The sequence below is a fragment of the Burkholderia sp. MSMB1078WGS genome (genome assembly GCF_001528895.1).
Classification (GTDB): Bacteria; Pseudomonadota; Gammaproteobacteria; order Burkholderiales; family Burkholderiaceae; genus Burkholderia.
The window spans coordinates 21,283-44,700 of record NZ_LPDI01000100.1 but is presented as its reverse complement, the minus strand read 5'-3'; the positions used below and the strand labels follow the sequence as shown (position 1 = coordinate 44,700).

Below are 23,418 nucleotides of genomic sequence, written 5' to 3'. Positions count from 1 at the left end.
CGGGGGATGCGCGCGGCCCTGCCCGCGCGCCGACGACACTTTACGCCGCCTTCACGCGGCTCGCAGCGCCCATTCGACATGCTCGCGCACGACCGGCGACGGATCGTCGGCCCGCGCGTGCAGCGCGGCGACGATCGCGTCGCGCGCGGGAGGGTCGAGCCGGCCCGCGCCGGCGCGCAGCGCATTGCCGAGCCCGACCGCGAGATTGCGCAGCCAGCTTTCGTAGCCGATGCGCCGGATCGCGCTGCCCTGCATCCGCGTATCGAACGCGTCGGCGTCCCACGCGAACAGCTCGACGAGCGTCGCGCGGTCGAGGCCGTGCCGCACGTCGAAATCGGCGACGGGCGCGGCCTGCGCGAACTTGTTCCACGGGCACACGAGCTGGCAGTCGTCGCAGCCGTACACGCGATTGCCGATCATCGGCCGCAGCGGCTCGGGGATGCTGCCTTTCAGTTCGATCGTCAGATACGAAATGCAGCGGCGCGCATCGACGCGGTACGGCTCGACGATCGCGCCGGTCGGGCATGCGTCGAGGCAGCGCGTGCAACTGCCGCAATGCGCGCCGGGCGTCTCGGGCGCGATGTCGGGCGACGTGTGCGCATCGGTCGGCAGCGGCAGATCGACGTAGATCTCGCCGAGAAAGAACAGCGAGCCGGCGTCGCGCTGCAACAGCAGCGTATGCTTGCCACGCCAGCCAACCCCGGCCTTCTGCGCAAGCTCGACTTCGAGCACGGGCGCCGAATCGGTGAACACGCGGTGGCCGAACCCGCCGATCTCGTGCTCGATGCGTTCCGCGAGCGTCTGCAGCCGGTTGCGCAGCACCTTGTGATAGTCGCGGCCGCGCGCATAGATCGACACGACGGCCGCCTGCGGATCGTCGAGCCGCGCCCGTTCGCGCGCGCGCCAGTCGTGCGCGACGAGCGCATCGGGCGCGCCGCCGGGTGCACCGTCAGCGAGCGTTTGGGCCGGCAAATAGGCGAGCCGCACGGAGATCACGCGTCGCGTACCGGCCACAAGTTCGGCCGGCCGCGCGCGTTTCATCCCATGTTTCGCCATATAATCCATCTCGCCGTGGTACCCGGCTTCCAGCCAGGCGGCGAGGCCTGCTTCGGCATCCGAGAGATCGGTATCGCTGATGCCGATCGCCCCGAAACCCAATTCGCGCCCCCACGCCCTGATGCGAGCGGCGAGCGCAGTCAACGCCGCATCGTCGAGCGCGCACGGCGCCGCGCCTTCGTCACGAGTCGAAGGCCTGTCGGATGCGGTGCGTTCCGGTAGTCGGTTCATCGCACTATTTTACGAGAATGCCAGCCACGCCCAGCCAACCGCCTCATGCCATGTTGCCCGCCCCGCTCGCGGAGCGCGTGATCGCGCTCGCCGACGAAGCGGCAACCGAGGCCTTCGGCACGCGCTTCGCGCACGCGCTCGACGCAGCGCGCATCGCGCTCGACCGCGCCCATGCGTTCGACGGGCTGCAGATCCAGCTGATCGGCGATCTCGGCGCGGGCAAGACGACCCTCGTGCGCGCGATCCTGCGCGGCCTCGGCCACTCGGGGCGCGTGCGCAGCCCGACCTATACGCTCGTCGAGCCGTACGCGCTCGAACGCAGCGATGGGGAACTCGAGGTCTATCACTTCGATCTGTATCGATTCAACGATCCGGCCGAATGGTCCGACGCAGGCTTTCGCGAATATTTCAATTCCAGCGCGATCTGCCTCGTCGAATGGCCGCAACAGGCGGGCGCCCTGCTCGGCGTGCCCGATCTGGTTTTCTCGCTCGACGTGGACGGCGACGGCCGCGCCCTCACCGTCCGTGCGTACAGCGCTTCAGGAAAGGCATGTCTCGAAAGATGTTGATCAAACCGTTCCGCTCGATCGAATCGGCGGCCACCGCGACGCACAACTGGCGGCGCCGTCAGATTCTGCGCGCGGGGGCGTCGACGCTGGTGCTCGGTCTCGTCGCGCCGCGGCTCGCGCACGCGTCGTCGGTGCTCGGCGTGCGCGTGTGGCCCGCGCGCGATTACACGCGCGTCACGATCGAATCCGATCAGCCGCTGCAGAATAGCCAACAGTTGCTGCAGGGTCCCGACCGGCTCGTCGTCGACCTGAGCGGCCTCGACCTGGACCAGGCGCTGCGCGACCTCGTATCGAAGATCGCGCCGAACGATCCGCAGATCCAATCGGTGCGCGTCGGCCAGTATCAGCCGCACGTCGTGCGGATGGTGTTCGACCTGAAAGGCTCGGTGAAGCCGCAGGTGTTCACGCTGCCGCCCGTCGGCACGTACAAGTACCGGCTCGTGTTCGACCTGTATCCGGCCGTCGCGCCCGATCCGCTGTCCGACCTGATCGCGCAGACGGAACGCAAGGAACAGGCGCTCAACGACACCGCGCGCGCGCAGCAGATGCAGCCGCCGCCCGCGCTGGCCGGCCCGGGCACGCCGCCGCCCGCCGCGGGCGACAACAGCGACGCATTCTTCCAGCGTTTCGCGCAGAACACGCCAGCCGCGCCGCATGCGCCGCCGGCCGCCGGCACGCCGTCGACGCCCGCGAAGCCGGCCGTCAAGCCGCCGCCCGTCATCGCGCGCCGTGACGACAACGACGACGACGGCGACACCTACAAGTTCACCGCGCCGAAATCCGGCAAGGGCGGCACCGTGCGCCTGCTGACGGTCGCGATCGATCCGGGCCACGGCGGCGAGGATCCGGGCGCGATCGGCGGCGCCGGCACGTACGAGAAGCACATCGCGCTCGACATCGCGAAGAAGCTGCGCGCGAAGATCGACGCTGCACCGAACATGCGCGCGATGATGACGCGCGACGCCGATTTCTTCGTGCCGCTGAACGTGCGCGTGCAGAAAGCGCGCCGCGTCGGCGCGGATCTCTTCGTGTCGATCCACGCGGACGCGTTCACGACGCCGTCCGCGCGCGGCTCGTCGGTGTTCGCGCTGTCCGACCACGGCGCGACGAGCGCCGCGGCGCGCTGGATGGCGAACAAGGAGAATTCGTCGGACCTGATCGGCGGCATCAACATCAAGACGGCGGACGCGGCAGTGAACCGCGCGCTGTTCGACATGTCGACGACCGCGCAGATCCGCGACTCGCTGCGCTACGGCAACTACGTGCTGAAGGAAGTGGGCGGGATCAACAAGCTGCACAAGGGCTCGGTCGAGCAGGCCGGGTTCGCGGTGCTGAAGGCGCCCGACATTCCATCGATCCTCGTCGAAACCGCATTCATCAGCAACCCGGACGAAGAGCGCCGGCTCAACGACGACAGCTATCGCGACGAGATGGCCGACGCGATCTTCCGCGGCATCAAGCGTTATTTCGCCGCAAATCCGCCGCTCGCGAAGAACCGGATGGCCTGAGCGCCGCCCGCCCCCTGCCGCCGGCACGCAGCGCGTGCCGGCGCGTCACGACGCCGCGACGCGGCTCAGCAGTTTCCCGCCGAACACGTTCACCGCGAGCCCGCCCATCACGAGCGCGGCACCGATCAGCTGCGCTTGCGTCAGATGCTCGTCGAGCAGCAGCGCCGACGACGCGAGCCCGACGATCGGCACCAGCAGCGAGAACTGCGCGACCTGCGCGGCCGGGTAGCGCGACAGCAGGCGGCTCCACAGCCCGTAACCGAGTAGCGTCGCGACGAACGCGAGATAGACGACCGCGAAGATCGACGCGCCGTCCAGGCCCGCGAGCGCGGTCGCGATCCGCTGCGGCCCTTCGAACCACAGCGACAGCAGGAAGAACGGCACGGGCGGCACGAGGCTTGCCCACACGACGAGCGACACGAGATTCGCCTTCCCGACCTTCTTCGTGACGATATTGCCGACGGCCCACATCGCGGCCGCGCAGATCGTCAGCAGGAAGCCCGCGAGCGTCATCGCGCGGCCACCCTGCGCGGCGATCACGACGAGCCCGCCCGCGGCGATCGCCAGCCCGATCAGGTTCTGCGCACGCAGCCGCTCGCCGAGGAACAGCATCGCGAACACCAGCGTGAAGAACGCCTGCGACTGCAGCACGAGCGATGCGAGGCCGGCCGGCATGCCGACGTACATCCCGGTGAACAGGAACACGAACTGGCCGAGCTGGATCGTCGCGCCGTACAGCACCAGCAGACGCCACGAAATCTGCGGCCGGTGCACGAAGAACACCGCGGGCACGGCCGCGAGCGTGAAGCGCAGCGCGCCGAGCAGCATCGGCGGCATGCCGTGCAGGCCGACCTTGATCACGACGAAGTTCACGCCCCACGCCAGAATCACGACCAGCGCGAGCAGCAAGTCCTTCGGGGCCATCATCGGCGTCTCCTTCGATTGTCGAATCATTGTCGTGAAGCCGGTCAGTCTACCGGGTTTCGCGCCCGGCCCGATACCCGCGCTGCGCGCGTGGAATCGGCCGCGCGCGCCACCGGCGTGCGCAGCGGCTCGTGCAACGCGGGGGATACCGCACGACGCATGCCTGCCGCAGCCGCATCGTGCCGCAGCGCACCGCGCGCTTCGCGTTCCCCGTCACGCGCGCCGCCGCGCCGCCAGTACAATGACCGGCAATCCAGCCGTTCCCACGAGGCCCGCCATGACCGACTCGATCAAAGCCCTGCTGAAGCCGCATGTGCGCGACATCGGCAACCTGCAGGTGCGCCGCACGCTGCCCGCGCTCGCCGCACGCCTCGTCGGCCCGTTCATCTTCTTCGATCACATGGGGCCCGCCATGCTGCCGGCCGGCACGGGGCTCGACGTGCGCCCGCATCCGCACATCGGGCTCGCGACGGTCACCTACCTGTTCGACGGCGCGATCCTGCACCGCGACAGCCTCGGCTCTCGGCAGGAAATCGTGCCGGGCGACGTGAACTGGATGACGGCCGGCCGGGGGATCGTCCACTCGGAGCGCACGCCGGACGCGCAGCGCGCCAGCGGCCATACCGTGCACGGGATCCAGACCTGGGTCGCGCTGCCGCAAGCGCACGAGACGACCGAGCCGTCGTTCGAGCACCACGCGGCCGACACGCTGCCCAAGCGCGACGAACACGGCGTGGCGCTGACGGTGATCGCCGGCGACGCGTTCGGGCTGCGCTCGCCCGTGACGACGTTCTCGCGCACGCTCTACGTCGCGGCCGAATTCGCGGCGGGCGGCCGGCTCGAACTCGATGCGTCGCACGAGGAGCGCGCGGTCTACGTGGTCGACGGCGAGCTCGCGATCGACGGCACGCCGGTGCCGGCCGAACGGATGGCCGTGCTCGCGCCGGGCGCGACGGTCACGCTGACGAGCGGCCGCGGCGCACGCGCGATGCTGCTCGGCGGCGACCGGATCGACGGCGAACGCTTCATCGAATGGAATTTCGTCGCGAGCAGCCGCGACGCGATCGAGCGTGCGAAAGCGGCCTGGACGCGCCAGGAGATGGGCAAGGTGCCGGGCGAAACCGAGTGGATTCCGCTGCCCGAATCGAAGCCGCGTTGAAAAAGCGGCGCGCCACCCCCATCCTGACGATATTCGAACGGAAGAGAACGACATGGACACCACGCTTGCCACATTCGAGAAAGACGTCATCGAGGCGTCGCTGGACACGCCCGTGCTGGTCGACTTCTGGGCGCCGTGGTGCGGCCCCTGCAAGACGCTCGGCCCGCTGCTGGAAAAACTCGAAGCCGACTACGCAGGCCGCTGGAAGCTCGTGAAGGTCAACGTCGACGAGAACCAGGAACTCGCCGCACACTTCCAGACGCGCAGCATCCCGCACGTGATCGCGTTCGCCGACGGGCGCCCGGTCGACCAGTTCGTCGGCGTGCTGCCCGAAGGCCAGTTGCGCGCGTTCCTCGACCGGCTCCTGCCGGCGGCCGAGGAAGCCGAGCGCCGCGCCGCGCAGTATGCGATGGCCGAACAGCGCTTCGACGATGCGCTCGCGCACCTCGAAGCGGCGCTCGCGCTGAACCCCGGCTACGACGACGCGCGTCTCGACCTGATCGAGCTGCTGCTCGCGCGCAACGAGGTCGACGCCGCGCGCGCCGAAACCGAACGCCTGTCGCCGCAAACCGTGCAGAACGGCGACCCGCGCTACCAGGCGATCAAGACCCGTTTCGACGCGCTCGACGCCACGGCCGACCTGCCGCCGACCGACGCGCTCGAAGCGCGTATCGCAGCGAACCCGGCCGATCTCGACGCGCGCTTCGACCTTGCGCAGAGCCTGATCGCGCGGCGCGCGTACGAAGGCGCGCTGGAACAGTTGCTGGAAATCGTGACGCGCGATCGCGCCTACGGCGACGACCTCGGCCGCCGCACGATGATCTCGGTGTTCGAACTGGCCGGCGATCGCCCCGACCTCGTCGCCGCGTGGCGACGCAAGCTGAGCATGGCGCTCAACTGATGCGCGCCCGGCCGGGCCGCGATGGCCCGGCTGCATCGCCGTATCGCTCGCGGCACGTCACCCGCGCCGCGGCATCATCTTGCCCTGCCCGCCCGCGCGCCGCGGGCTCAGCCGGCCGCCCGTGCCGCGATCGCCCGCAGCGCATGCGCGGCGGCCGCGAACCCGAAGCTCGCGGTCACGCACACGCTCGAACCGAAACCCGCGCAGTTGAGCCCCGCGACGTGCGCGGCCGCGGACGGCTCCGCGCCGTCCTCGATGTCGCAGGCCGCCGCTTCCGGATAGATCAGCGGCTCGTCCGAATACACGGCGCTGATCTTGAAACGCGCCTTCGGCCCGCGCGGAAAACCGTGCTGCTTGCGCAACTGCGCGCGCACCTTCGACAACAGCGGATCCTGGATCGTCAGCGCGAGGTCGTCGATGCGGATGCGTGTCGGGTCGAGCTGCCCGCCCGCGCCGCCGACGACGATCAACGGTTGCCGCTTCGCGACGCACCACGCGATCAGCGCGACCTTCGTGCGCACGCTGTCGATCGCGTCGATCACATAATCGAAGCCGCCGCCGAGCAGCACGTCGAAATTGTCGGGCTCGACGAAATCATCGATCCGGTTCACGCGGCACGCGGGATCGATCAGCGCGATCCGCTCGGCCATCGCGTCGACCTTCGGCTTGCCGTAATTGCCGTCGAGCGCATGGACCTGCCGGTTCGTGTTGCTTTCCGCGACGTTGTCGAGATCGATCAGCGTGAGCGTGCCGACTGCGTTGCGCGCGAGTGCCTCGGCCGCCCAAGACCCGACGCCGCCGATTCCGATCACCGCAACGTGCGCCCGCTCGAACGCGGCGGCGGCCGGCGCGCCGTACAGGCGCGCGACGCCGCCGAAACGCCGCGCGCGATCCACGTCAAGCCGGATTTCCGGGGTCGGGGTAAGATCGGAAGAACTGGGCGGGACAGCGTCGGCGGAGGACATGGCAGCAAGGAAAACGTAAGTCGTGCAGCCCTCTATTTTGCCTGAACTCCCCGCTCGCACGCGCCACTGTGCACGCACGATTCTCGCGCGTTCGCTATACTGGCCCCAGATTGAAGCGTTTGCATAACATGACGACTCTCGCCGATCTCCGCATCAACTATTCGCGTGCTTCGCTCGACGAGGCCGATGCCGCCCCCAATCCCTTCGCCCAGTTCGATCGCTGGTTCAAGGAGGCGCTCGCCGCCAAGCTGCCCGAGCCGAACACGATGACGCTCGCGACCGTCGGCGCCGACGGCCGGCCGTCGGCCCGGATCGTGCTCATCAAGGGCGTCGACGAACGCGGGTTCGTCTTCTTCACCAATTACGAAAGCCGCAAGGGCCACGATCTCGCCGTGCATCCGCAAGCCGCGCTGCTGTTCTACTGGATCGAGCTCGAGCGCCAGGTGCGCATCGAAGGCCGGATCGAGAAAACCAGCGCGGAAGAAAGCGACCGCTATTTCGCGTCGCGCCCGCTCGGCTCGCGCATCGGCGCATGGGCGTCGGAGCAGAGCACCGTGATCGACAGCCGCGCGACGCTCGAAGCGCGCGAACGGGCCGTCAGCGAGCGCTACGGCGACGACCCGCCGCGCCCGCCGCACTGGGGCGGCTACCGCCTCGTGCCCGATTCGATCGAGTTCTGGCAGGGGCGCCCGTCGCGGCTGCACGACCGCCTGCTCTATACGCGCGACGCCGCGGCGGCGTCGGGCTGGACGATCTCGCGCCTGTCGCCGTAAGCGCGCCGCCGGCGCGTGCCGGCCGTGTCTCGTGTTGCATCCGGGCGCCCGCGCGGCAAGCGGCGGGCGCCGGTCAAGATACTTGGCTGTATTCGATTCAACGAACAAACGGAGAATCCAAATGTTCTGGGAAAAGAAGCTGGCACAGTGGGCGGACGAAGTACGGGCGAAGGCGAACATACCGGCGCGCCTCGTGCTGTGGAACGGCGAACAACTCGATTTCGGCACCTTCAGCGCGCCGCAGGTCACGCTGAAGGTGAACAGCGCGTCGGCGTTGCCGCTGCTGCTCGAACCGAGCCTCGACAATCTCGGCGAGGCGTACGTGAAGGGCAAGATCGACATCGAAGGCAAGCTGTCGGACATCATCAACATCGGCTACTCGCTCGCTCGCAGCACCGTGACGAGCGCGAGCAAGCTCGCCCGCGTGAAGCGCTACTTCAATCACACGAAGAGCACCGACAAGAAGGCGATCCAGTACCACTACGACGTCTCGAACGAGTTCTACCAGCTGTGGCTCGACGAGAACATGGTGTACTCGTGCGCGTACTTCGAGAACGGCGACGAGGATCTCGCCACCGCGCAGATCAAGAAGATCGACCACATCCTCACGAAGATCCGGCTCGAGCCCGGCCAGCGCCTGCTCGACATCGGCTGCGGCTGGGGCGCACTCGTGCTGCGCGCCGCGCAGAAGTTCGGCGCGACGTGTCTCGGCGTGACGCTGTCGCAGAACCAGTTCGACCTCGCGACCGCGCGCGTGAAGGCGGCGGGGCTCGAAGACCGGATCGAGATTCGTCTGCAGGATTACCGCGAGATCGAAGGCCAGTTCGACCGCATCACGAGCGTCGGGATGTTCGAGCACGTCGGCCGCAAGAACCTGCCGCTCTATTTCTCGCGCATCCGCGAGCTGCTGACCGACGACGGCATCGCGATGAACCACGGGATCACGTCGACCGACGCGGAAAGCGGCGAAACGGCGCTCGGCGGCGGCGAATTCATCGATCGCTACGTGTTCCCGGACGGCGAGCTGCCGCACATCAGCCTTGCGCTCGAAGCGGCGCAGCGCGGCGGACTGGAGGCGGTTGACGTCGAAAGCCTGCGCCGGCACTATGCGCGCACGCTCGATATCTGGACGGAAAACTTCGAAGCGAAAGCCGAAGAAGCGAGAAAGCTCGTCGACGACGAGAAATTCCGGATCTGGCGCGTGTATCTTGCCGGCTGCGCGTATGCGTTCGAGCACGACGACGTGTCGATCTTCCAGATCGTGTGCCGCAAGGCCGGACGCAGCGCGAAAACGCTGCCGTGGTCGCGGCGCTACATGTACGAACACGCGCTGCCGCGCTAGGCGGCGCCTCACGCTGGGCATGCATGGGTGACGGCAGGACGCGGCGCAAGGCGCCGCCGGAACGACAGCAGCACGACGACGCCAACGGGTCGCACGCCGACGGACAATTCGACCTGTTCGGCGTGCCGACGCATGCCCCACGCGCGTCGCCTGCGAACGACGGTCGCTCCGCCAGCCCCGATGAGCACGTGACGCCGGACGCGCAAAAAGACGCGCAGCCGGCGCCGCCCGCCCGTACGACTTCCCGCCCCGCCGCCGACGACGCGCCCGTACCGTCGTCCGGCCTGCTGTGGGACGAACCGCCCCCGCCGGCCGCTGCGCCGAAGAAAGGCCGCCGCAAGCGCGGCGTGCTGCCCGCGCCGATCCCGGCCGACGTGGCCGACGTCGCGGCCGGGCTGCCGCCGAACGTGCGGCTCGGTACGTCGTCGTGGTATTTCCCCGGCTGGAACGGCATCGTCTACGACGGCGATTTCGCGCAGACGAAGCTGTCGCGCGAAGGGCTCGAAGCGTATGGCGCACATCCGCTGCTGAAGAGCGTGAGCCTCGACCGGTCGTTCTACGGCCCGCTGTCGGTGGCCGATTACCTGCGCTACGCGCAACAGGTGCCTGACGATTTCCGCTTCGTCGTGAAGGCGCCGGCCGCGGTGACCGACGCGGTGATCCGCGGCCGGCGCGGCGAGCCGTCCGGGCCGAACCCGACCTTCCTCGATGCGCCGCTCGCGACCCGCGAATTCGTGCAGCCCTGTCTCGATGGGCTCGGCCGCAAAGCCGGCGTGCTCGTGTTCCAGTTCTCGCCGCTGCCCGATCAATTGCTCGCGGAACCGGCCGCGCTGATCGACCGGCTCGCCGCGTTCTTCGCGGCGCTGCCGCCGCTGCCGCCGGACGCCGACGGCACGCGCTACGCGATCGAGATCCGCGACGCGAGCCTGCTCACGCCGCGCTTCATCCGTGCGCTGGCCGCGCTCGGCGTGCGCTACTGCGTCGGCCTGCACGCGCGGATGCCCGACCCGCTGCGCCAGGCCGCCGCGCTCGCACTACTCGACGGCGACGCGCCGGGCCCGCTGATCGTGCGCTGGAGCCTGCACGGCGGCTTCAAGTACGAACAGGCGAAAGCGAAATACGAGCCGTTCGACAAGCTCGTCGACGAGGATCCGGCCACGCGCTCGGCACTCGCCGAACTGGCCGCGCGCTATGCGCTGGCCGGGCAGCCGGTGATCATCACCATCAACAACAAGGCCGAAGGCTCCGCGCCGCTGTCATGCATCGCGCTCGCGCGCGAAATCGCCGCCGCGTGCGCGCAGTGGCGCAACGAGGCGGCGTGACGCCGGTCATGCCCGCGCTTACGCGCCGCGCAGCGACTTCAGCCGATGCGAGAACTTCTGCCGGAATTTCGCGAGCTTCGGCCCGATCACGACCGAGCAATAGCCCTGCCCCGGGTTCCGCGCGTAATAGTTCTGGTGATAGTCCTCCGCCGGCCAGTAGTTGTCGTCGAGCGGCACGACCTGCGTGACGATCGGCTGGCCGAACACCTGTTCGCGCTCGAGTTCGCGGATCACGTCGAGCGCGGTGTCGCGCTGCGCATCCGAATGCGTGAACACGACCGACCGGTACTGCGTGCCGACGTCGTTGCCCTGCCGGTTCAACTGGGTCGGATCGTGCGTCGCGAAGAAGATCTCGAGGATCTCGCGATAGCCGATGCGCGCCGGATCGAACGTCACGTTGACGACTTCCGCGTGGCCCGTGTCGCCCTCGCAGATGTCGCGATAGCCGGGATTGCGCGTATGGCCGCCCGCGTAACCCGACTGGACGGCCGTCACGCCGTCGACGTCGAGAAACACGGCCTCCGTGCACCAGAAACACCCGCCTCCGAGCGTCGCGGTTTCAAGCATCTCGTTCCCCATGAAATCAGTCCCTCGTGGATGACGGCAGCCGGCGCGCGGGCGCCGGCGCCACCGTTTCGCGTCGCCGTGGCCTGCCCGCGACGCGGACGGCAACGGCACTTCGTCAAGTATCTCACTCGCGCGCGAACCTGGCAGATCGGCCAGGCGCCGCACGCGACCCGCCGCGGGTTTCTCGTCTACACTTAGGCACGCGCACGCGACGGCCAACCCGTCGCCCGCACAGCGTCCGATGCATGCCCGCCCCCGATGCCAACGACATCTGCCGGAACATCGATATGTACGCCTTAACAGACATCGCCTGCTTCGCAGGCCCGATCGCCGATACGTCGATCGCACCATCGCGATGGCGCCGGCCCGTTTCGCGGCGGGCGCCGCGCGGCAGCCCTTCGCCTTTTCCCGCTTTCACGACCTGATGCACGGCATCGCGCGCGTCGCCCTCGCGTGCTTGCTCCTGCCGAGCGCTCCGCCCGCATGATGCGCGCCGCGCGGCAACCGCAGCCTGCACGCCCGCCACGAAAGGCCGTGCGTCAGCGATCCGACACCATCGAGAGGACATCACCATGAGCATGCGGCCCGATCCGACGTTTCACGCTTCGCCCGAGCTCGCGATGCAGGCGCCGGCCGAAGCATTCGCGTATACATTGTTGCTGAGCCCCGATTTTTCCAGACCCGACGCGCTCGCCGTGATCGACGTGAAGCCCGGTTCGTCGACGTACGGCAAGATCGTGCATACGGTGACGATGCCGAACACCGGCGACGAGTTTCACCACTTCGGCTGGAATGCGTGTTCGTCGTCGCTGTCGCCGCTCACCGGCCACGCGTTCCTCGAGCGCCGCTTCCTGATCATCCCCGGCCTGCGCTCGTCGCGCATCTACGTGATCGACACGAAGCCGCATCCGACACAGGCACGGATCCACAAGATCATCGAGCCCGAAGAAGTCTTCGCGAAGACCGGCTATTCGCGGCCGCACACCGTGCACTGCGGCCCCGAGGGCATCTACGTGAGCACGCTCGGCGGCGCGGGCAAGGACGGCACCGACGGCGCGCCCGGCATCTTCATCATGGATTGCGAGACCTTCGACGTGCTCGGCCGCTGGGAGATCGACCGCGGCCCGCAGGACAAGCACTACGACTTCTGGTGGAACCTGCCGCGCGACTACATGGTGTCGAGCGAATGGGCGCTGCCGCCGCAATTCGAGAACGGGATCGTTCCCGAGGATCTGCTCGCGAACAAGTACGGGCACCGGCTGCATTTCTGGGACCTGCGCGCGCGACGCAACGTGCAGACGATCGATCTCGGCGCGCAGCACCAGATGGCGCTGGAGGTGCGGCCCGCGCACGACCCGGTGCGCGAATACGGATTCGTCGGCGTCGTGGTCGATACGACCAACCTCGAAGGTTCGATCTGGACCTGGTGGCGCGAAGGCGGCAAGTTCCATGCGAAGAAGACCGCGACGATCCCGGCCGAGCCGGCCGCCGCCGACGCGTTGCCGCCGCTGCTGCAAGGATTCGGCGCGGTGCCGCCGCTCGTGACCGACATCGACCTGTCGCTCGACGACCGGTTCCTGTACGTGTCGTGCTGGGGCACCGGCGAAATGCGCCAGTACGACGTGTCGGATCCGCACAACCCGGTGCTGGCCGGGTCGGTACGCATCGGCGGCATCGCGCGCCGTGCGCCGCACCCGAACGGCCGCACGTTCGCGGGCGGCCCGCAGATGGTCGAGATCAGCCGCGACGGCCGGCGCGTGTACTGGACCAACTCGCTCTATTCGACGTGGGACGATCAGTTCTATCCGGATGGCGTGCCGGCCGCGCAGGTGCTCGCGCACGCGGGGCCGGACGGCGGGCTGACGCTCGCCGACGACTACTGGGTCGAATTCCCCGACGGTTACCGCGCGCACCAGATCCGGCTCGAAGGCGGCGACTGCTCGACCGATTCGTTCTGCTATCCGTCGGTCAAGCGTTGAGCACCGGCCTTCACGTGCCGTTCGCGTGGTGGGCGGCCGTGCTCGCGAGCGGCTTGTATCACGGGCTGAACCCGGCGATGGGCTGGCCGCTCGCGGTGTCGAACGCGCTGATGACGCGCCGCGGCGCCGCGCTCGTCGCCGCGCTCGGCTATCTCGCGCTCGGTCATGCGCTCGCCGTCTTCGCGGTAATGCTGCCGTTCGGGCTGCTTGCAGCGCTGCTCGCCTGGCAGTCGGCGATCCGGATCGGTGCGAGCGCACTCGTGATCGGCTTCGGCGCAGGGCTGCTGATCCGGCGCCGGCATCCGCGGGCGCTGGCGCGGATTCCGCCGGCGCGGCTCGGCCTGTGGTCGTTCGCGGTCGCGCTCGCGCACGGCGCGGGGCTGATGCTCGTGCCGATCTACCTCGGCCTCTGCGGGCTCGACCGGGATGCGGGCCATCGCGCGGCCGCGAGGCTCGTCGATGCGCACCTCGGCATGGCGCTCGTCGTCGCGGCCGTGCACGCGGCCGCGATGATCGCCGCCGGCGGCGGGCTCGCGTGGCTCGTGTACCGCTATCTCGGGCTGAAGTTCGTGTCGCGGAGCTGGTTCAATCTGGATGCGGTATGGGCGTCGAGCCTGATCGTGACGGGCGCGTTGTCGCTCGGGCTGGCGACGGCGCGATAGCACGGGTGGCGATGCCGGGCGGACAGCACGGCGGGCGTCGGCATGAACGGCCGCACCGTCGAAAAACGCGACAGAACGGCGCCGCCGGCCGCGCGCCGCAGTGTTCGCTACGTCACCCTGCCGTCGCGCTGCGCCGCCGGAGCAGGCCCGGCGGCCCCGATTCCGCTAAAATCGGGCCATGCGCACCCCTTCTTCATCGACCGCCTCGTCGCCTTTCGTCCGCCGCGCCCGTCACACCCGTGGCGTGTCGCGCCCGCCCGTTCCGTTCCGGATGGCTGCCCGATGAGCCACGCCAGTCCGCCGGATTTCGACTCGGCCGCCTTCCGGCAGGCGCTCGGCCAGTTCGCGACGGGCGTGACGGTGATCACGACGCAGGCGCCGTCCGGCCAGCTGATCGGCATCACCGCCAGCTCGTTCAATTCGGTGTCGCTCGATCCGCCGCTCGTGCTGTGGAGCCTCGCGCACAAATCGGCGTCGACGCCCGTGTTCCGCGGCAACAGCCATTACGTGGTGAACGTGCTCGCGGCGTCGCAGCTCGACCTGTGCAAACGCTTCTCGACCTACAAGGGCGACCGCTTCGAAGGGATCGCGCACGCGGCCGGCAACTCGGGAATGCCCGTGCTCGACGGCGCGCTCGCGTGGTTCGAATGCCACAACCGCAGCCGCTACGACGAAGGCGACCACGTGATCTTCGTCGGCGAAGTGGAACGGTGCGGCGTGCGCGCGGTATCGGAAACGGCACCGCCGCTCGTGTTCCACGGCGGCGGCTTCCACGGCCTCACACCGCTTTGATCGCCCCCGTGCGCGCCAGGCCGACCGGCGCGCCGGCTTCGTCCTTCAGCGTCTGCAGCACGATGTTCGAACGGATGTCCATCACGCCCGGCGCCTTGTAGAGGCGGTTCAGCACGAAATCCGAATAGTGCTTGAGGTTGTGCGCGAGCACGCGCAGCAGATAGTGGCTCTCGCCCGTCACGACGAACGCGCCGACCACCTCCGGCCATTCGCGCAGCGCTTCCGCGAAGCGCTCGTGCCATTGATTCTCTTCGTTGCGCATCGACACCTGCACGAACGCCTCGAGCTCGAAGCCGAGCTTCTCGCGGCTCAGGCACGCGCGATAGTGCTCGATCACGCCCTGCTCCTCGAGCAGGCGCATGCGGCGCAGGCAGGCGGATGGCGAAAGCGAGATGCGTTCGGCCAGGTCGAGATTGCTGATTCTGCCCTCCTCCTGCAGTACCGCCAGAATCCGGCAGTCGGTGGCATCGAGCGTGATCGCGTGCATTTTTGGTCCCCGTTTTCCCTCTGAGTCGAATTATCTGCCAATCCGGCGGATTGTCCATGTTTATTTCGCAAGCACTTTCTGCGAGCGTCCACCTATCATTCGAAGAATCGACTCACGATTCGTCATGCCATGGACACACTCTGGGACATCTCGCCGCCCGTCAGCCCCGCCACCCCCGTGTGGCCGGGCGATACGCCGGTTTCCGTCGAACGCGTGTGGCGGATGGAGGCCGGTTCGCCGGTCAACGTCGCACGCCTGACGCTGTCGCCGCACACGGGCGCGCACTGCGACGCGCCGCTGCACTACGACGCCGACGGCGCGCCGATCGGCGCGGTGCCGCTCGACACCTATCTCGGCCCGTGCCGCGTGATCCATTGCATCGGCGCATCGCCGGTCGTACAGCCGGCCGACGTCGCGGCCGCGCTCGACGGCGTGCCGCCGCGCGTGCTGCTGCGCACGTACGAGCACGCCAGCGTCGAGCAGTGGGACAGCGATTTCTGCGCGGTCGCGCCCGACACCGTCGACCTGCTCGCCGCGCACGGCGTGAAGCTGATCGGCATCGATACACCGTCGCTCGATCCGCAGGAATCGAAGACCATGGATGCGCATCGCCGCGTGCGCGCGCACCGGATGGCGATCCTCGAAGGAATCGTGCTCGACGACGTGCCGGCCGGCGACTACGAACTGATCGCGCTGCCGCTGAAATTCGCGACGCTCGACGCGAGCCCCGTGCGCGCGGTGCTGCGCGCACTGCCCGCGCGGGCTTCCTCGCAGGCTTCCTGATTACCCGACCTACGACCCCCATCATGATGATCAAGACCCGTGAAGACGCGCTCGCGCTCGACCGCGACGACCCACTCGCCCCGCTGCGCGACCAGTTCTCGCTGCCCGACGGCGTGATCTACCTCGACGGCAACTCGCTCGGCGCGCAGCCGCGCGCGTCGGCTGCCCGCGCGCAGCAGGCGATCGGCGCCGAATGGGGCGAAGGCCTGATCCGCAGCTGGAACACGGCCGGCTGGTTCGCGCTGCCGCGCCGCCTCGGCGACAAGCTCGCGACGCTGATCGGCGGCGCGCCCGGCGAGACGGTCGTCACCGACACCATCTCGATCAACCTGTTCAAGCTGCTGTCGGCGATGCTGCGCCACCAGGCCGAGCGTGCGCCCGAGCGCCGCGTGATCGTGTCGGAACGCTCGAACTTCCCGACCGACCTGTACATCGCGCAAGGGCTGATCGAGCAGCTCGGCGGCCACTACGAGCTGCGCCTGATCGACGATCCGGCCGACCTGCCCGACGCGCTCGGCGCGGACACGGCCGTCGCGATGATCACCCACGTGAACTACCGCACCGGCTACATGCACGACATGCCGGCCGTCACGCAGCTCGTGCACGACGCGGGCGCGCTGATGCTGTGGGATCTCGCGCACTCGGCCGGCGCGGTGCCGGTCGACCTGAACGGCGCACGCGCGGACGGCGCGGTCGGCTGCACGTACAAGTACCTGAACGGCGGCCCCGGCTCGCCCGCGTTCGTGTGGGTGCCGCAACGCCATCTCGCGCATTTCTCGCAGCCGCTGTCGGGCTGGTGGGGCCACCGTGCACCGTTCGCGATGCAGCCGGGCTTCGCGCCCGATCCGGGCATCGCGCGCTTCCTGTGCGGCACGCAGCCGATCGTGTCGATGTCGATGGTCGAATGCGGGCTCGACGTATTCCTGCAGACCGACATGCAGACGATCCGCCGCAAGTCGCTCGCGCTGACCGACGCGTTCATCGCGCTCGTCGAGGAACGCTGCGCGGGCCTGTCGCTGAAGCTCGTCACGCCGCGCGCGCATCACCAGCGCGGCTCGCAGGCGAGCTTCGAGCATCCGCACGGCTACGAAGTGATGCAGGCGCTGATCGCGCGCGGCGTGATCGGCGACTACCGCGAGCCGTACGTGCTGCGCTTCGGCTTCACGCCGCTCTATACGCGCTTCGCCGACGTATGGGACGCGGTCGAGACGCTGCGCGACATCCTCGCCACCGACGCGTGGAAGGCGCCCGAGTTCGCCGAACGCGGCGCGGTGACCTGAGCGGTTTTGCGCGGCGCGCCGCCGGTGCATACGCCGCGCGTTCGTCATTCAAATCTGGAGAAAGTCGTGAATTCTGGTCATATGCAGCCCCCCGGCGGCGACGCGCCGGCAGGCTGTCCGTTCTCGGGCGCACGTGCGGCCCAGCCGGCGCAAGCCGCGCACGAAGCGCCGCACGTGCCGGGCGATGCCGCCGAAGGCGGCTGGCACGACGCGCAGCTCGATTTCTCGAAGTCGATGAGCTACGGCGACTACCTGTCGCTGAATGCGATCCTCGACGCGCAGCATCCGCTGTCGCCCGATCACAACGAGATGCTGTTCATCATCCAGCATCAGACGAGCGAGCTGTGGATGAAGCTCGCGCTGTTCGAGCTGCGCGGCGCGCTCGATGCGGTGCGCGCCGACGCGCTGCCGCCCGCGTTCAAGATGCTCGCGCGCGTGTCGCGCATCCTCGAGCAACTGGTGCAGGCGTGGAACGTGCTGTCGACGATGACGCCGTCCGAGTATTCGGCGATGCGGCCGTATCTCGGCCAGTCGTCGGGCTTCCAGTCGTATCAGTATCGCCAGCTCGAATTCCTGCTCGGCAACAAGAACGCGCGGATGCTGCAGCCGCATGCGCACCGGCCCGACATCCTCGAACAGGTGCGCGCGACGCTCGAGGCGCCGTCGTTCTACGACGAGGTCGTGCGCCTGCTCGCGCGGCGCGGGTTCCCCATCGCGCCCGAGCGGCTCGATCGCGACTGGACGCAGCCGACGCGTCACGACGAAACGGTCGAGGCCGCGTGGCTCGAGGTCTATCGTCATCCGCAGCAGCACTGGGAGCTGTACGAGATGGCCGAGGAACTGGTCGATCTCGAGGACGCGTTCCGCCAGTGGCGCTTCCGTCACGTGACGACGGTGGAACGCATCATCGGCTTCAAGCAGGGCACCGGCGGAACGAGCGGCGCGCCGTACCTGCGCAAGATGCTCGACGTCGTGCTGTTTCCCGAACTCTGGCACGTGCGCACCACGCTGTAACGCACGTCGCTCGGGCGCCGTCACGACGACGTCCGAGCGAGCTCCTCCCCTTCGCGCGGCGGCGCATGCGCGCGCGACAGCCGCGGAATGTGCCGCCGCACCGCGAGCAGCGCGACGCAGACCACGCCCATCGCAACGGCCAGCATCGTCAGGTAGGCACCCGCGCCGCCCGCCGTGATCACGATCGCGCCCGCGAATGCGCTGAGGATCGCGCCGAGCCGGCCGAACGCGAGCGCACTCGCGGTGCCCGTCGCGCGCACGGCCGTGGGGTAGATGTACGCACACAGCGCATACATCGTCGACTGCACCGCATTGACGAACAGCCCGTGCAAGCCGAGCCCGACGATCAGCCAGCCCGTATGGCGGCTCGCATCGACGCCCATCAGCCACACCGCGCTCGCCGCGCCGCCGATGCTGCACAGCACGAGCGGCCAGCGCGACCCCGCATGCGCGATCGCCCACGCGCACAGCAGCGCGCCGACGCTCGCCGATACGCTGCATGCGCGCTGGGCGATTCCGCCGCGCGGCACCGCGCCCTTCGACCATATGCGTGCGACCTTCGACGCACACGGCCTCCCGCTGCCCGACATCGCGGTCGAGACGCGCTCGGTCACGACGCTGAAAAGCTTGGTCGCGCATGCGGGATTCCTCTGCTGGATGGCCGAGCCAATGTACGGCGCCGAACGGCGCGCCGGCACGATCGACACGCTGCCGGTGCGCGAAGTGGTCGCGGTGCGCACGCTCACCGCATTCAGGCGCCGCCACGGGATCCTGCCGGGGCCGGCCGGCAAGCTGCTCGACGAACTCGTCGCGCTCACCCGCGAAGGGCGCTGACGCTTTTTCCGCCGGCTGCGTCGCGCCTGCCCGCATGCCCGCCCGCGTGCCCGCCCCACCCGCGCCGCAGCGCACCATCGAAATGCCGTGTCCCCGCCTTGACTTTCGTTCGCCCGAATACGATCATTCGCTCACATAAAGAGCAAATGATCGTATTCGACAGGATAGACAGGCAGGAACAGGAGACACCGCATGAGCGACTCGCCCTCCGCCCGCACGCCCGTGCTGCTGCACATCGGCGCGGGCTCGTTTCACCGCGCGCACCAGGCGTGGTATCTGCATCGCGTGAACGCGGCCGTGCCGGCCGACGAACGCTGGTCGCTGACCGTCGGCAACATCCGCGACGACATGCGCGCGACGATGGACGCGCTCGCCGCGCAACATGGCGCGTACACGCTCGAAACCGTCACGCCGCAAGGCGAGCGCGCCTACGAGACGATCCGCTCGATCACGCGCGTGCTGCCGTGGTCGATCGATCTCGCCGCGCTGATCGACGCCGGCGCCGATCCGGCTTGCCGGATCGTGTCGTTCACCGTCACCGAAGGCGGCTACTACCTCGACGAACACGACCGGCTCGACCTCGCGAACGCCGATGTCGCCGCCGACCTGCAGGGCGCGCGCACCACGCTGTACGGTGCGCTCGCGGCGCTGCTCGCCGAACGCGTGCGGCGCGGCGCCGGCCCGCTCACGCTGCAAAGCTGCGACAACCTGCGCAACAACGGCGCACGCTTTCGCGCGGGGATGCGCGAATTCCTCGAACGGCGCGGCGAAACGGCTCTCGTCGCGTGGTTCGATGCGAACGTCGCGACGCCCAGCGCGATGGTCGATCGCATCACGCCGCGCCCGACCGCCGACGTGCGCGAGCGCGTGCGCGCGGCCACCGGCGTCGACGACGCGTGCCCGGTGATGGGCGAATCGTTCATCCAGTGGGTGATCGAGGATCGTTTCGCGGCCGGCCGGCCGCGCTGGGAGCTAGCCGGCGCGGAACTCGTCGACGACGTGCATCCGTACGAGGAAGCGAAGATCCGCATCCTCAACGCGACCCACAGCTGCATTGCATGGGCCGGCACGCTGGCGGGCCATACGTATATCCACGAAGGCACGCACGACGCGGCGATCCGCCGCTTCGCGCACGACTACGTGACGCAGGACGTGATCCCGTGCCTGACGCCGAGCCCGCTCGATCTCGCGCGCTACCGCGACGTCGTGCTCGAGCGCTTCGGCAACCCGTACGTGCTCGACACGAACCAGCGCGTCGCGGCCGACGGCTTCTCGAAGATCCCCGGCTTCATCGCGCCGACGCTCGTCGAATCGTTCGCGCGCGGCGCCGCGCCGGTCGCCACCGCCGTGCTGCCCGCGCTGTTCCTGCGCTTTCTCGAGCGCTGGGCACGCGGCACGCTGCCGTATGCGTACCAGGACGGCGTAATGGACGAAAGCGCCGCGCGTGCGATCGTCGACGCCGACGACCCGGTCGTCGCGCTGTGCACCGACCGCGCGCTGTGGGGGTCGCTGGCCGGCAACGCCGCGCTGCTCGACGCGTTGCGCGCCGGGCTCGCGCGCGTCGACGCATGGCTCGCCGCGCGCTGACGACGCGCGCGCCGGCGCCCGGCCGCGCAGCCGGGCGAACCCGCTTGGCACATGCCGCGCGGCACGGCTAAAGTAGCGGCTCCTCTCTGACGGAACGGATCGCACATGTATCTCGGCATCGACCTCGGCACCTCGGAAGTGAAGGTGCTGCTGCTCGCCCCGGACGGCGCGGTCGTCGGCACCGCCGGCTCGCCGTTCACGGTGTCGCGACCGCATCCGCGCTGGGCCGAACAGCATCCGGACGACTGGTGGCAAGGCACGCTCGCCGCGCTCGCGACACTGCGCGAGCGGCACCCCCAGGCGTTCGCGCAGGTGCGCGGCATCGGCCTGTCGGGCCAGATGCACGGCGCGGTGCTGCTCGGCCGCGACGATCGCGTGCTGCGCCCCGCGATCCTGTGGAACGACATGCGCAGCGCCGACGAATGCGCGCTGCTCACGGAGCGCGCACCCGATCTCCATGCGCTGGCCGGCAACCTCGCGATGCCCGGCTTCACCGCGCCGAAACTGCTGTGGGTCGCGAAGCACGAACCCGACGTGTTCGCGGCAACCGCATGCGTGCTGATGCCGAAGGACTACCTGCGATTCCGGCTGACCGGCGCGAAAGTGTCGGACCCGTCGGACGCGGCCGGCACGCTGTGGCTCGACGTTGCACGCCGCGACTGGTCCGATGCGCTGCTCGCCGCGTGCGGGATGACCCGCGAGCAGATGCCGCGCATCGTCGAGGGCAACGCACCGTCCGGCACGCTGCGTGCGGACGTCGCACGCGAGCTCGGGCTGTCGGAAGCCGTCCCGGTCGCGGGCGGCGGAGGCGACAACGCGACGAGCGCGCTCGGCATCGGTGCGATCCACGCGGGCGACGGCTTCGTGTCGCTCGGCACGTCCGGCGTGCTGAGCGTGGTCGGCGACCGCTTCATGCCGAATCCCGCCTCGGCCGTGCATGCGTTCTGCCATGCGATTCCCGATCGCTGGCAATTGATGAGCGTCGTGCTGTCGGCCGCGAGCTGCCTGCGCTGGGTCTGCAAGCTGACCGGCACCGACGAGCCCGCGCTGCTCGCCGAAGTCGCGGCGCTCGACGCCGACGCGCTCGCCGCGGCGCCGCTGTTCCTGCCCTACCTGTCGGGCGAACGCACGCCGCACAACGATCCGTACGCGCAGGGCGCGTTCTTCGGGATGACCCACGCGACCGAGCGTGCGCACCTCGGCTATGCGGTGCTCGAAGGCGTGACGCTCGGCCTCGCCGACGGCCTCGACGCGCTGCATGCGGCCGGCGTCGAAACCGACCAGTTGTCGCTGATCGGCGGCGGCGCGCGCAGCGCGTTCTGGGCGCAACTGATCGCGGACGCGCTGAACGTGCGCACGCGCCAGATCGGCGGTGGCGAAACGGGCGCGGCGCTCGGCGCGGCACGGCTCGGCTGGCTGGCCGTCGGCGGCGATCCGCAGACGGTGCTGACCAAGCCGCCGGTGCGCGCCGAATACGCACCGGACGCCGCCCGCCATGCGCGGCTGCGCGAGCGCCTCGATGCGTTCCGCACGCTGTACCGTCACGTGCGGCCGTTGTACGAACCGTCGCGCGCACGGCTCGCGTAGGCGCCGCGCACGCACGGCCGCCCGCCGGCCGTGCGTGCGACATGCGGTACAGTGGATGCCGTCATGCGGCCCGCCGGCCGGCCCACGGGGCGCCCCCCCAGATCCGAACCGAATCGCTATCGTGTCCAAGTCCTCAGAAAAACTCGATCTCGCCACGCGCGCCGCGTGGCTCTATTACGTCGCGGGCGACACGCAGAACGAAATCGCCGAAAAGCTGCAGGTGTCGCGCCCCGTCGCGCAGCGCCTCGTCGCGTTCGCGGTCGAGAAGAACCTGATCCGCGTGCGCGTCGACCATCGGCTCGCCGACTGTCTCGATCTCGGCGCGCAGTTGTCGAAACGCTACGGCCTCGCGATGTGCGAAGTCGTGCCCGTCGACGCCGATGCGCCCGACGCGATCGACCGCAAGCTCGCGGTCGCCGGCGCGCAGGTGATGGAGCGCTACCTGAACGAAACGCGGCCGATGGTGATCGCGGTCAGCAGCGGCCGGACGCTGAAGGCCGCGGTCGCGCAGATCGCGCAGATCGACCGCCCGCAGCACCGGCTCGTGTCGATGGTCGGCGCGATCGCGGCCGACGGCTCGTCGAACCGCTACGACGTCGCGCAGTACATCTCCGAGAAAACCGGCAGCAAGCATTTCCTGCTGCCCGCGCCGCTGTTCGCCGACAGCGACGCCGAGCGCGCGCAGTGGTGCAATCACCGGCTGTACCGGATCGTCGAGGCGCTGTCGGGCGAGGCGGACGTCGCGTTCGTCGGGATCGGCAACATCGGTCCGCACTGCCCGCTCTACGAAGACGGCTTCATCACCGAACAGGAGCGCGACGAGATGACCGCGCTCGGCGCGGTGGCCGAACTGCTCGGTGTACCGATCGACGCGCACGGCACGCAGATCACCGTGTCGACGAGCGCACGCGTGACGAGCGTCGCGCTCGCGACGCCGCCGAAACGGCCGACGATCGCGTTCGCCGGCGGCCCGAAGAAACACGACGCGGTGATTGCCGCGCTGCGCGGCGGCTGGCTGTCGGGGCTCGTCACCGACGAAACCTGCGCGCGCGCTGCGCTCGCCGCGAAGGCGGCCTGACGCCGCCGTCGCATGCGC

21 protein-coding genes and 2 pseudogenes are annotated in these 23,418 nt (G+C 69.2%); 17 read left to right on the top strand and 6 right to left on the bottom strand.

The window, feature by feature from the left end; genetic code table 11:
- Positions 1-51: 51 nt before the first annotated feature.
- Positions 52-1,287 (bottom strand): tRNA epoxyqueuosine(34) reductase QueG, encoded by a 1,236-nt coding sequence (gene queG, locus WT24_RS25815; protein ID WP_060036244.1) that lies wholly within the window; start codon positions 1,285-1,287, stop codon positions 52-54.
- Between the two features lie 17 nt (positions 1,288-1,304).
- Here queG and tsaE point away from each other — a divergent pair, with 17 nt between their 5' ends.
- Both tsaE and WT24_RS25805 read left to right on the top strand, forming a co-directional pair.
- Positions 1,305-1,856 (top strand): tRNA (adenosine(37)-N6)-threonylcarbamoyltransferase complex ATPase subunit type 1 TsaE, encoded by a 552-nt coding sequence (gene tsaE / locus WT24_RS25810; protein WP_059795734.1) that lies wholly within the window; start codon positions 1,305-1,307, stop codon positions 1,854-1,856.
- Positions 1,838-3,364, top strand: a complete 1,527-nt coding sequence (locus WT24_RS25805) for an N-acetylmuramoyl-L-alanine amidase (RefSeq protein ID WP_059504653.1) — start codon at positions 1,838-1,840, stop codon at positions 3,362-3,364. Before tsaE ends, WT24_RS25805 begins: the two co-directional genes overlap by 19 nt.
- A gap of 45 nt (positions 3,365-3,409) precedes the next feature.
- On the opposite strand, the gene WT24_RS25800 is transcribed toward WT24_RS25805, so the two are convergent.
- Positions 3,410-4,288 (bottom strand): EamA family transporter, encoded by an 879-nt coding sequence (locus WT24_RS25800; protein ID WP_179949399.1) that lies wholly within the window; start codon positions 4,286-4,288, stop codon positions 3,410-3,412.
- A 277-nt stretch (positions 4,289-4,565) separates the two neighbouring features.
- Here WT24_RS25800 and WT24_RS25795 point away from each other — a divergent pair, with 277 nt between their 5' ends.
- Positions 4,566-5,447 (top strand): pirin family protein, encoded by an 882-nt coding sequence (locus WT24_RS25795; RefSeq protein WP_060036242.1) that lies wholly within the window; start codon positions 4,566-4,568, stop codon positions 5,445-5,447.
- A gap of 52 nt (positions 5,448-5,499) precedes the next feature.
- Complete coding sequence (trxA, locus tag WT24_RS25790) at positions 5,500-6,348, top strand: thioredoxin (protein ID WP_011694383.1); 849 nt, start codon at positions 5,500-5,502, stop codon at positions 6,346-6,348.
- A 107-nt stretch (positions 6,349-6,455) separates the two neighbouring features.
- Here trxA and tcdA read toward each other — a convergent pair whose 3' ends face one another.
- Positions 6,456-7,313 carry a tRNA cyclic N6-threonylcarbamoyladenosine(37) synthase TcdA gene (gene tcdA, locus WT24_RS25785; RefSeq protein WP_060036241.1) on the bottom strand — a complete coding sequence of 286 codons (858 nt, stop codon included), beginning with the start codon at positions 7,311-7,313 and terminating at the stop codon, positions 6,456-6,458.
- A 128-nt stretch (positions 7,314-7,441) separates the two neighbouring features.
- Between tcdA and pdxH the strand changes: the two genes are divergently transcribed.
- The 3 genes from pdxH to WT24_RS25770 all read left to right on the top strand — a co-directional run bounded on the left by pdxH (position 7,442) and on the right by WT24_RS25770 (position 10,750).
- The gene (pdxH, locus tag WT24_RS25780) at positions 7,442-8,086 is read left to right on the top strand and encodes a pyridoxamine 5'-phosphate oxidase (RefSeq protein ID WP_060036240.1); all 645 of its coding nucleotides are present in this window, start codon (positions 7,442-7,444) and stop codon (positions 8,084-8,086) included.
- A 121-nt stretch (positions 8,087-8,207) separates the two neighbouring features.
- Positions 8,208-9,428 carry a cyclopropane-fatty-acyl-phospholipid synthase family protein gene (locus WT24_RS25775; protein ID WP_034208233.1) on the top strand — a complete coding sequence of 407 codons (1,221 nt, stop codon included), beginning with the start codon at positions 8,208-8,210 and terminating at the stop codon, positions 9,426-9,428.
- Positions 9,429-9,451: 23 nt separating this feature from the next.
- The gene (locus tag WT24_RS25770) at positions 9,452-10,750 is read left to right on the top strand and encodes a DUF72 domain-containing protein (RefSeq protein ID WP_060036239.1); all 1,299 of its coding nucleotides are present in this window, start codon (positions 9,452-9,454) and stop codon (positions 10,748-10,750) included.
- A gap of 18 nt (positions 10,751-10,768) precedes the next feature.
- Here the strand turns inward: WT24_RS25770 and msrA are convergent, their stop codons facing one another.
- Positions 10,769-11,329, bottom strand: coding sequence for a peptide-methionine (S)-S-oxide reductase MsrA (gene msrA / locus WT24_RS25765; RefSeq protein ID WP_059504641.1), 561 nt, complete (start codon positions 11,327-11,329; stop codon positions 10,769-10,771).
- 560 nt (positions 11,330-11,889) lie between these two features.
- Here msrA and WT24_RS25760 point away from each other — a divergent pair.
- From WT24_RS25760 to WT24_RS25750, 3 genes are all read left to right on the top strand, one after another.
- Positions 11,890-13,296 (top strand): selenium-binding protein SBP56-related protein, encoded by a 1,407-nt coding sequence (locus WT24_RS25760; RefSeq protein ID WP_059795728.1) that lies wholly within the window; start codon positions 11,890-11,892, stop codon positions 13,294-13,296.
- Entirely contained in the window at positions 13,293-13,958 is a 666-nt protein-coding gene (locus WT24_RS25755; protein ID WP_060036238.1) for a hypothetical protein, read from the top strand. The genes WT24_RS25760 and WT24_RS25755 overlap by 4 nt, the downstream gene beginning before the upstream one ends.
- Positions 13,959-14,240: 282 nt before the next feature.
- Positions 14,241-14,750, top strand: a complete 510-nt coding sequence (locus WT24_RS25750; protein WP_060036237.1) for a flavin reductase family protein — start codon at positions 14,241-14,243, stop codon at positions 14,748-14,750.
- Here WT24_RS25750 and WT24_RS25745 read toward each other — a convergent pair.
- A complete protein-coding gene (locus WT24_RS25745) occupies positions 14,737-15,237 on the bottom strand; it encodes an Lrp/AsnC family transcriptional regulator (RefSeq protein ID WP_006477992.1) in 501 nt (166 codons plus the stop codon). The two genes, WT24_RS25750 and WT24_RS25745, sit on opposite strands and share 14 nt — an antisense overlap.
- Positions 15,238-15,366: 129 nt before the next feature.
- On the opposite strand from WT24_RS25745, the gene kynB reads away from it, so the two are divergent.
- The 3 genes from kynB (at position 15,367) to kynA (ending at position 18,314) form a co-directional block, all read left to right on the top strand.
- Positions 15,367-16,020, top strand: a complete 654-nt coding sequence (gene kynB / locus WT24_RS25740) for an arylformamidase (RefSeq protein WP_059504635.1) — start codon at positions 15,367-15,369, stop codon at positions 16,018-16,020.
- Between the two features lie 26 nt (positions 16,021-16,046).
- On the top strand, positions 16,047-17,300 hold the full coding sequence (gene kynU / locus WT24_RS25735) for a kynureninase (protein WP_373557137.1): 1,254 nt from the start codon (positions 16,047-16,049) through the stop codon (positions 17,298-17,300).
- A gap of 81 nt (positions 17,301-17,381) precedes the next feature.
- Entirely contained in the window at positions 17,382-18,314 is a 933-nt protein-coding gene (gene kynA, locus WT24_RS25730) for a tryptophan 2,3-dioxygenase (RefSeq protein WP_059504632.1), read from the top strand.
- A gap of 20 nt (positions 18,315-18,334) precedes the next feature.
- Here the strand turns inward: kynA and WT24_RS25725 are convergent.
- Positions 18,335-18,796 (bottom strand): annotated as a pseudogene (locus WT24_RS25725) (MFS transporter); the annotation flags it as partial.
- On the opposite strand from WT24_RS25725, the pseudogene WT24_RS25720 reads away from it, so the two are divergent.
- The 4 genes and pseudogenes from WT24_RS25720 to WT24_RS25705 form a co-directional block, all read left to right on the top strand.
- Positions 18,792-19,148: pseudogene (locus WT24_RS25720) on the top strand (LysR substrate-binding domain-containing protein); the annotation flags it as partial. The pseudogenes WT24_RS25725 and WT24_RS25720 overlap by 5 nt on opposite strands.
- A gap of 192 nt (positions 19,149-19,340) precedes the next feature.
- Entirely contained in the window at positions 19,341-20,735 is a 1,395-nt protein-coding gene (dalD, locus tag WT24_RS25715; protein WP_060036236.1) for a D-arabinitol 4-dehydrogenase, read from the top strand.
- 105 nt (positions 20,736-20,840) lie between these two features.
- The gene (xylB, locus tag WT24_RS25710) at positions 20,841-22,322 is read left to right on the top strand and encodes a xylulokinase (protein ID WP_059504628.1); all 1,482 of its coding nucleotides are present in this window, start codon (positions 20,841-20,843) and stop codon (positions 22,320-22,322) included.
- Between the two features lie 121 nt (positions 22,323-22,443).
- Positions 22,444-23,400, top strand: a complete 957-nt coding sequence (locus WT24_RS25705) for a sugar-binding transcriptional regulator (protein WP_059504626.1) — start codon at positions 22,444-22,446, stop codon at positions 23,398-23,400.
- The last annotated feature ends 18 nt before the right edge of the window (positions 23,401-23,418 follow it).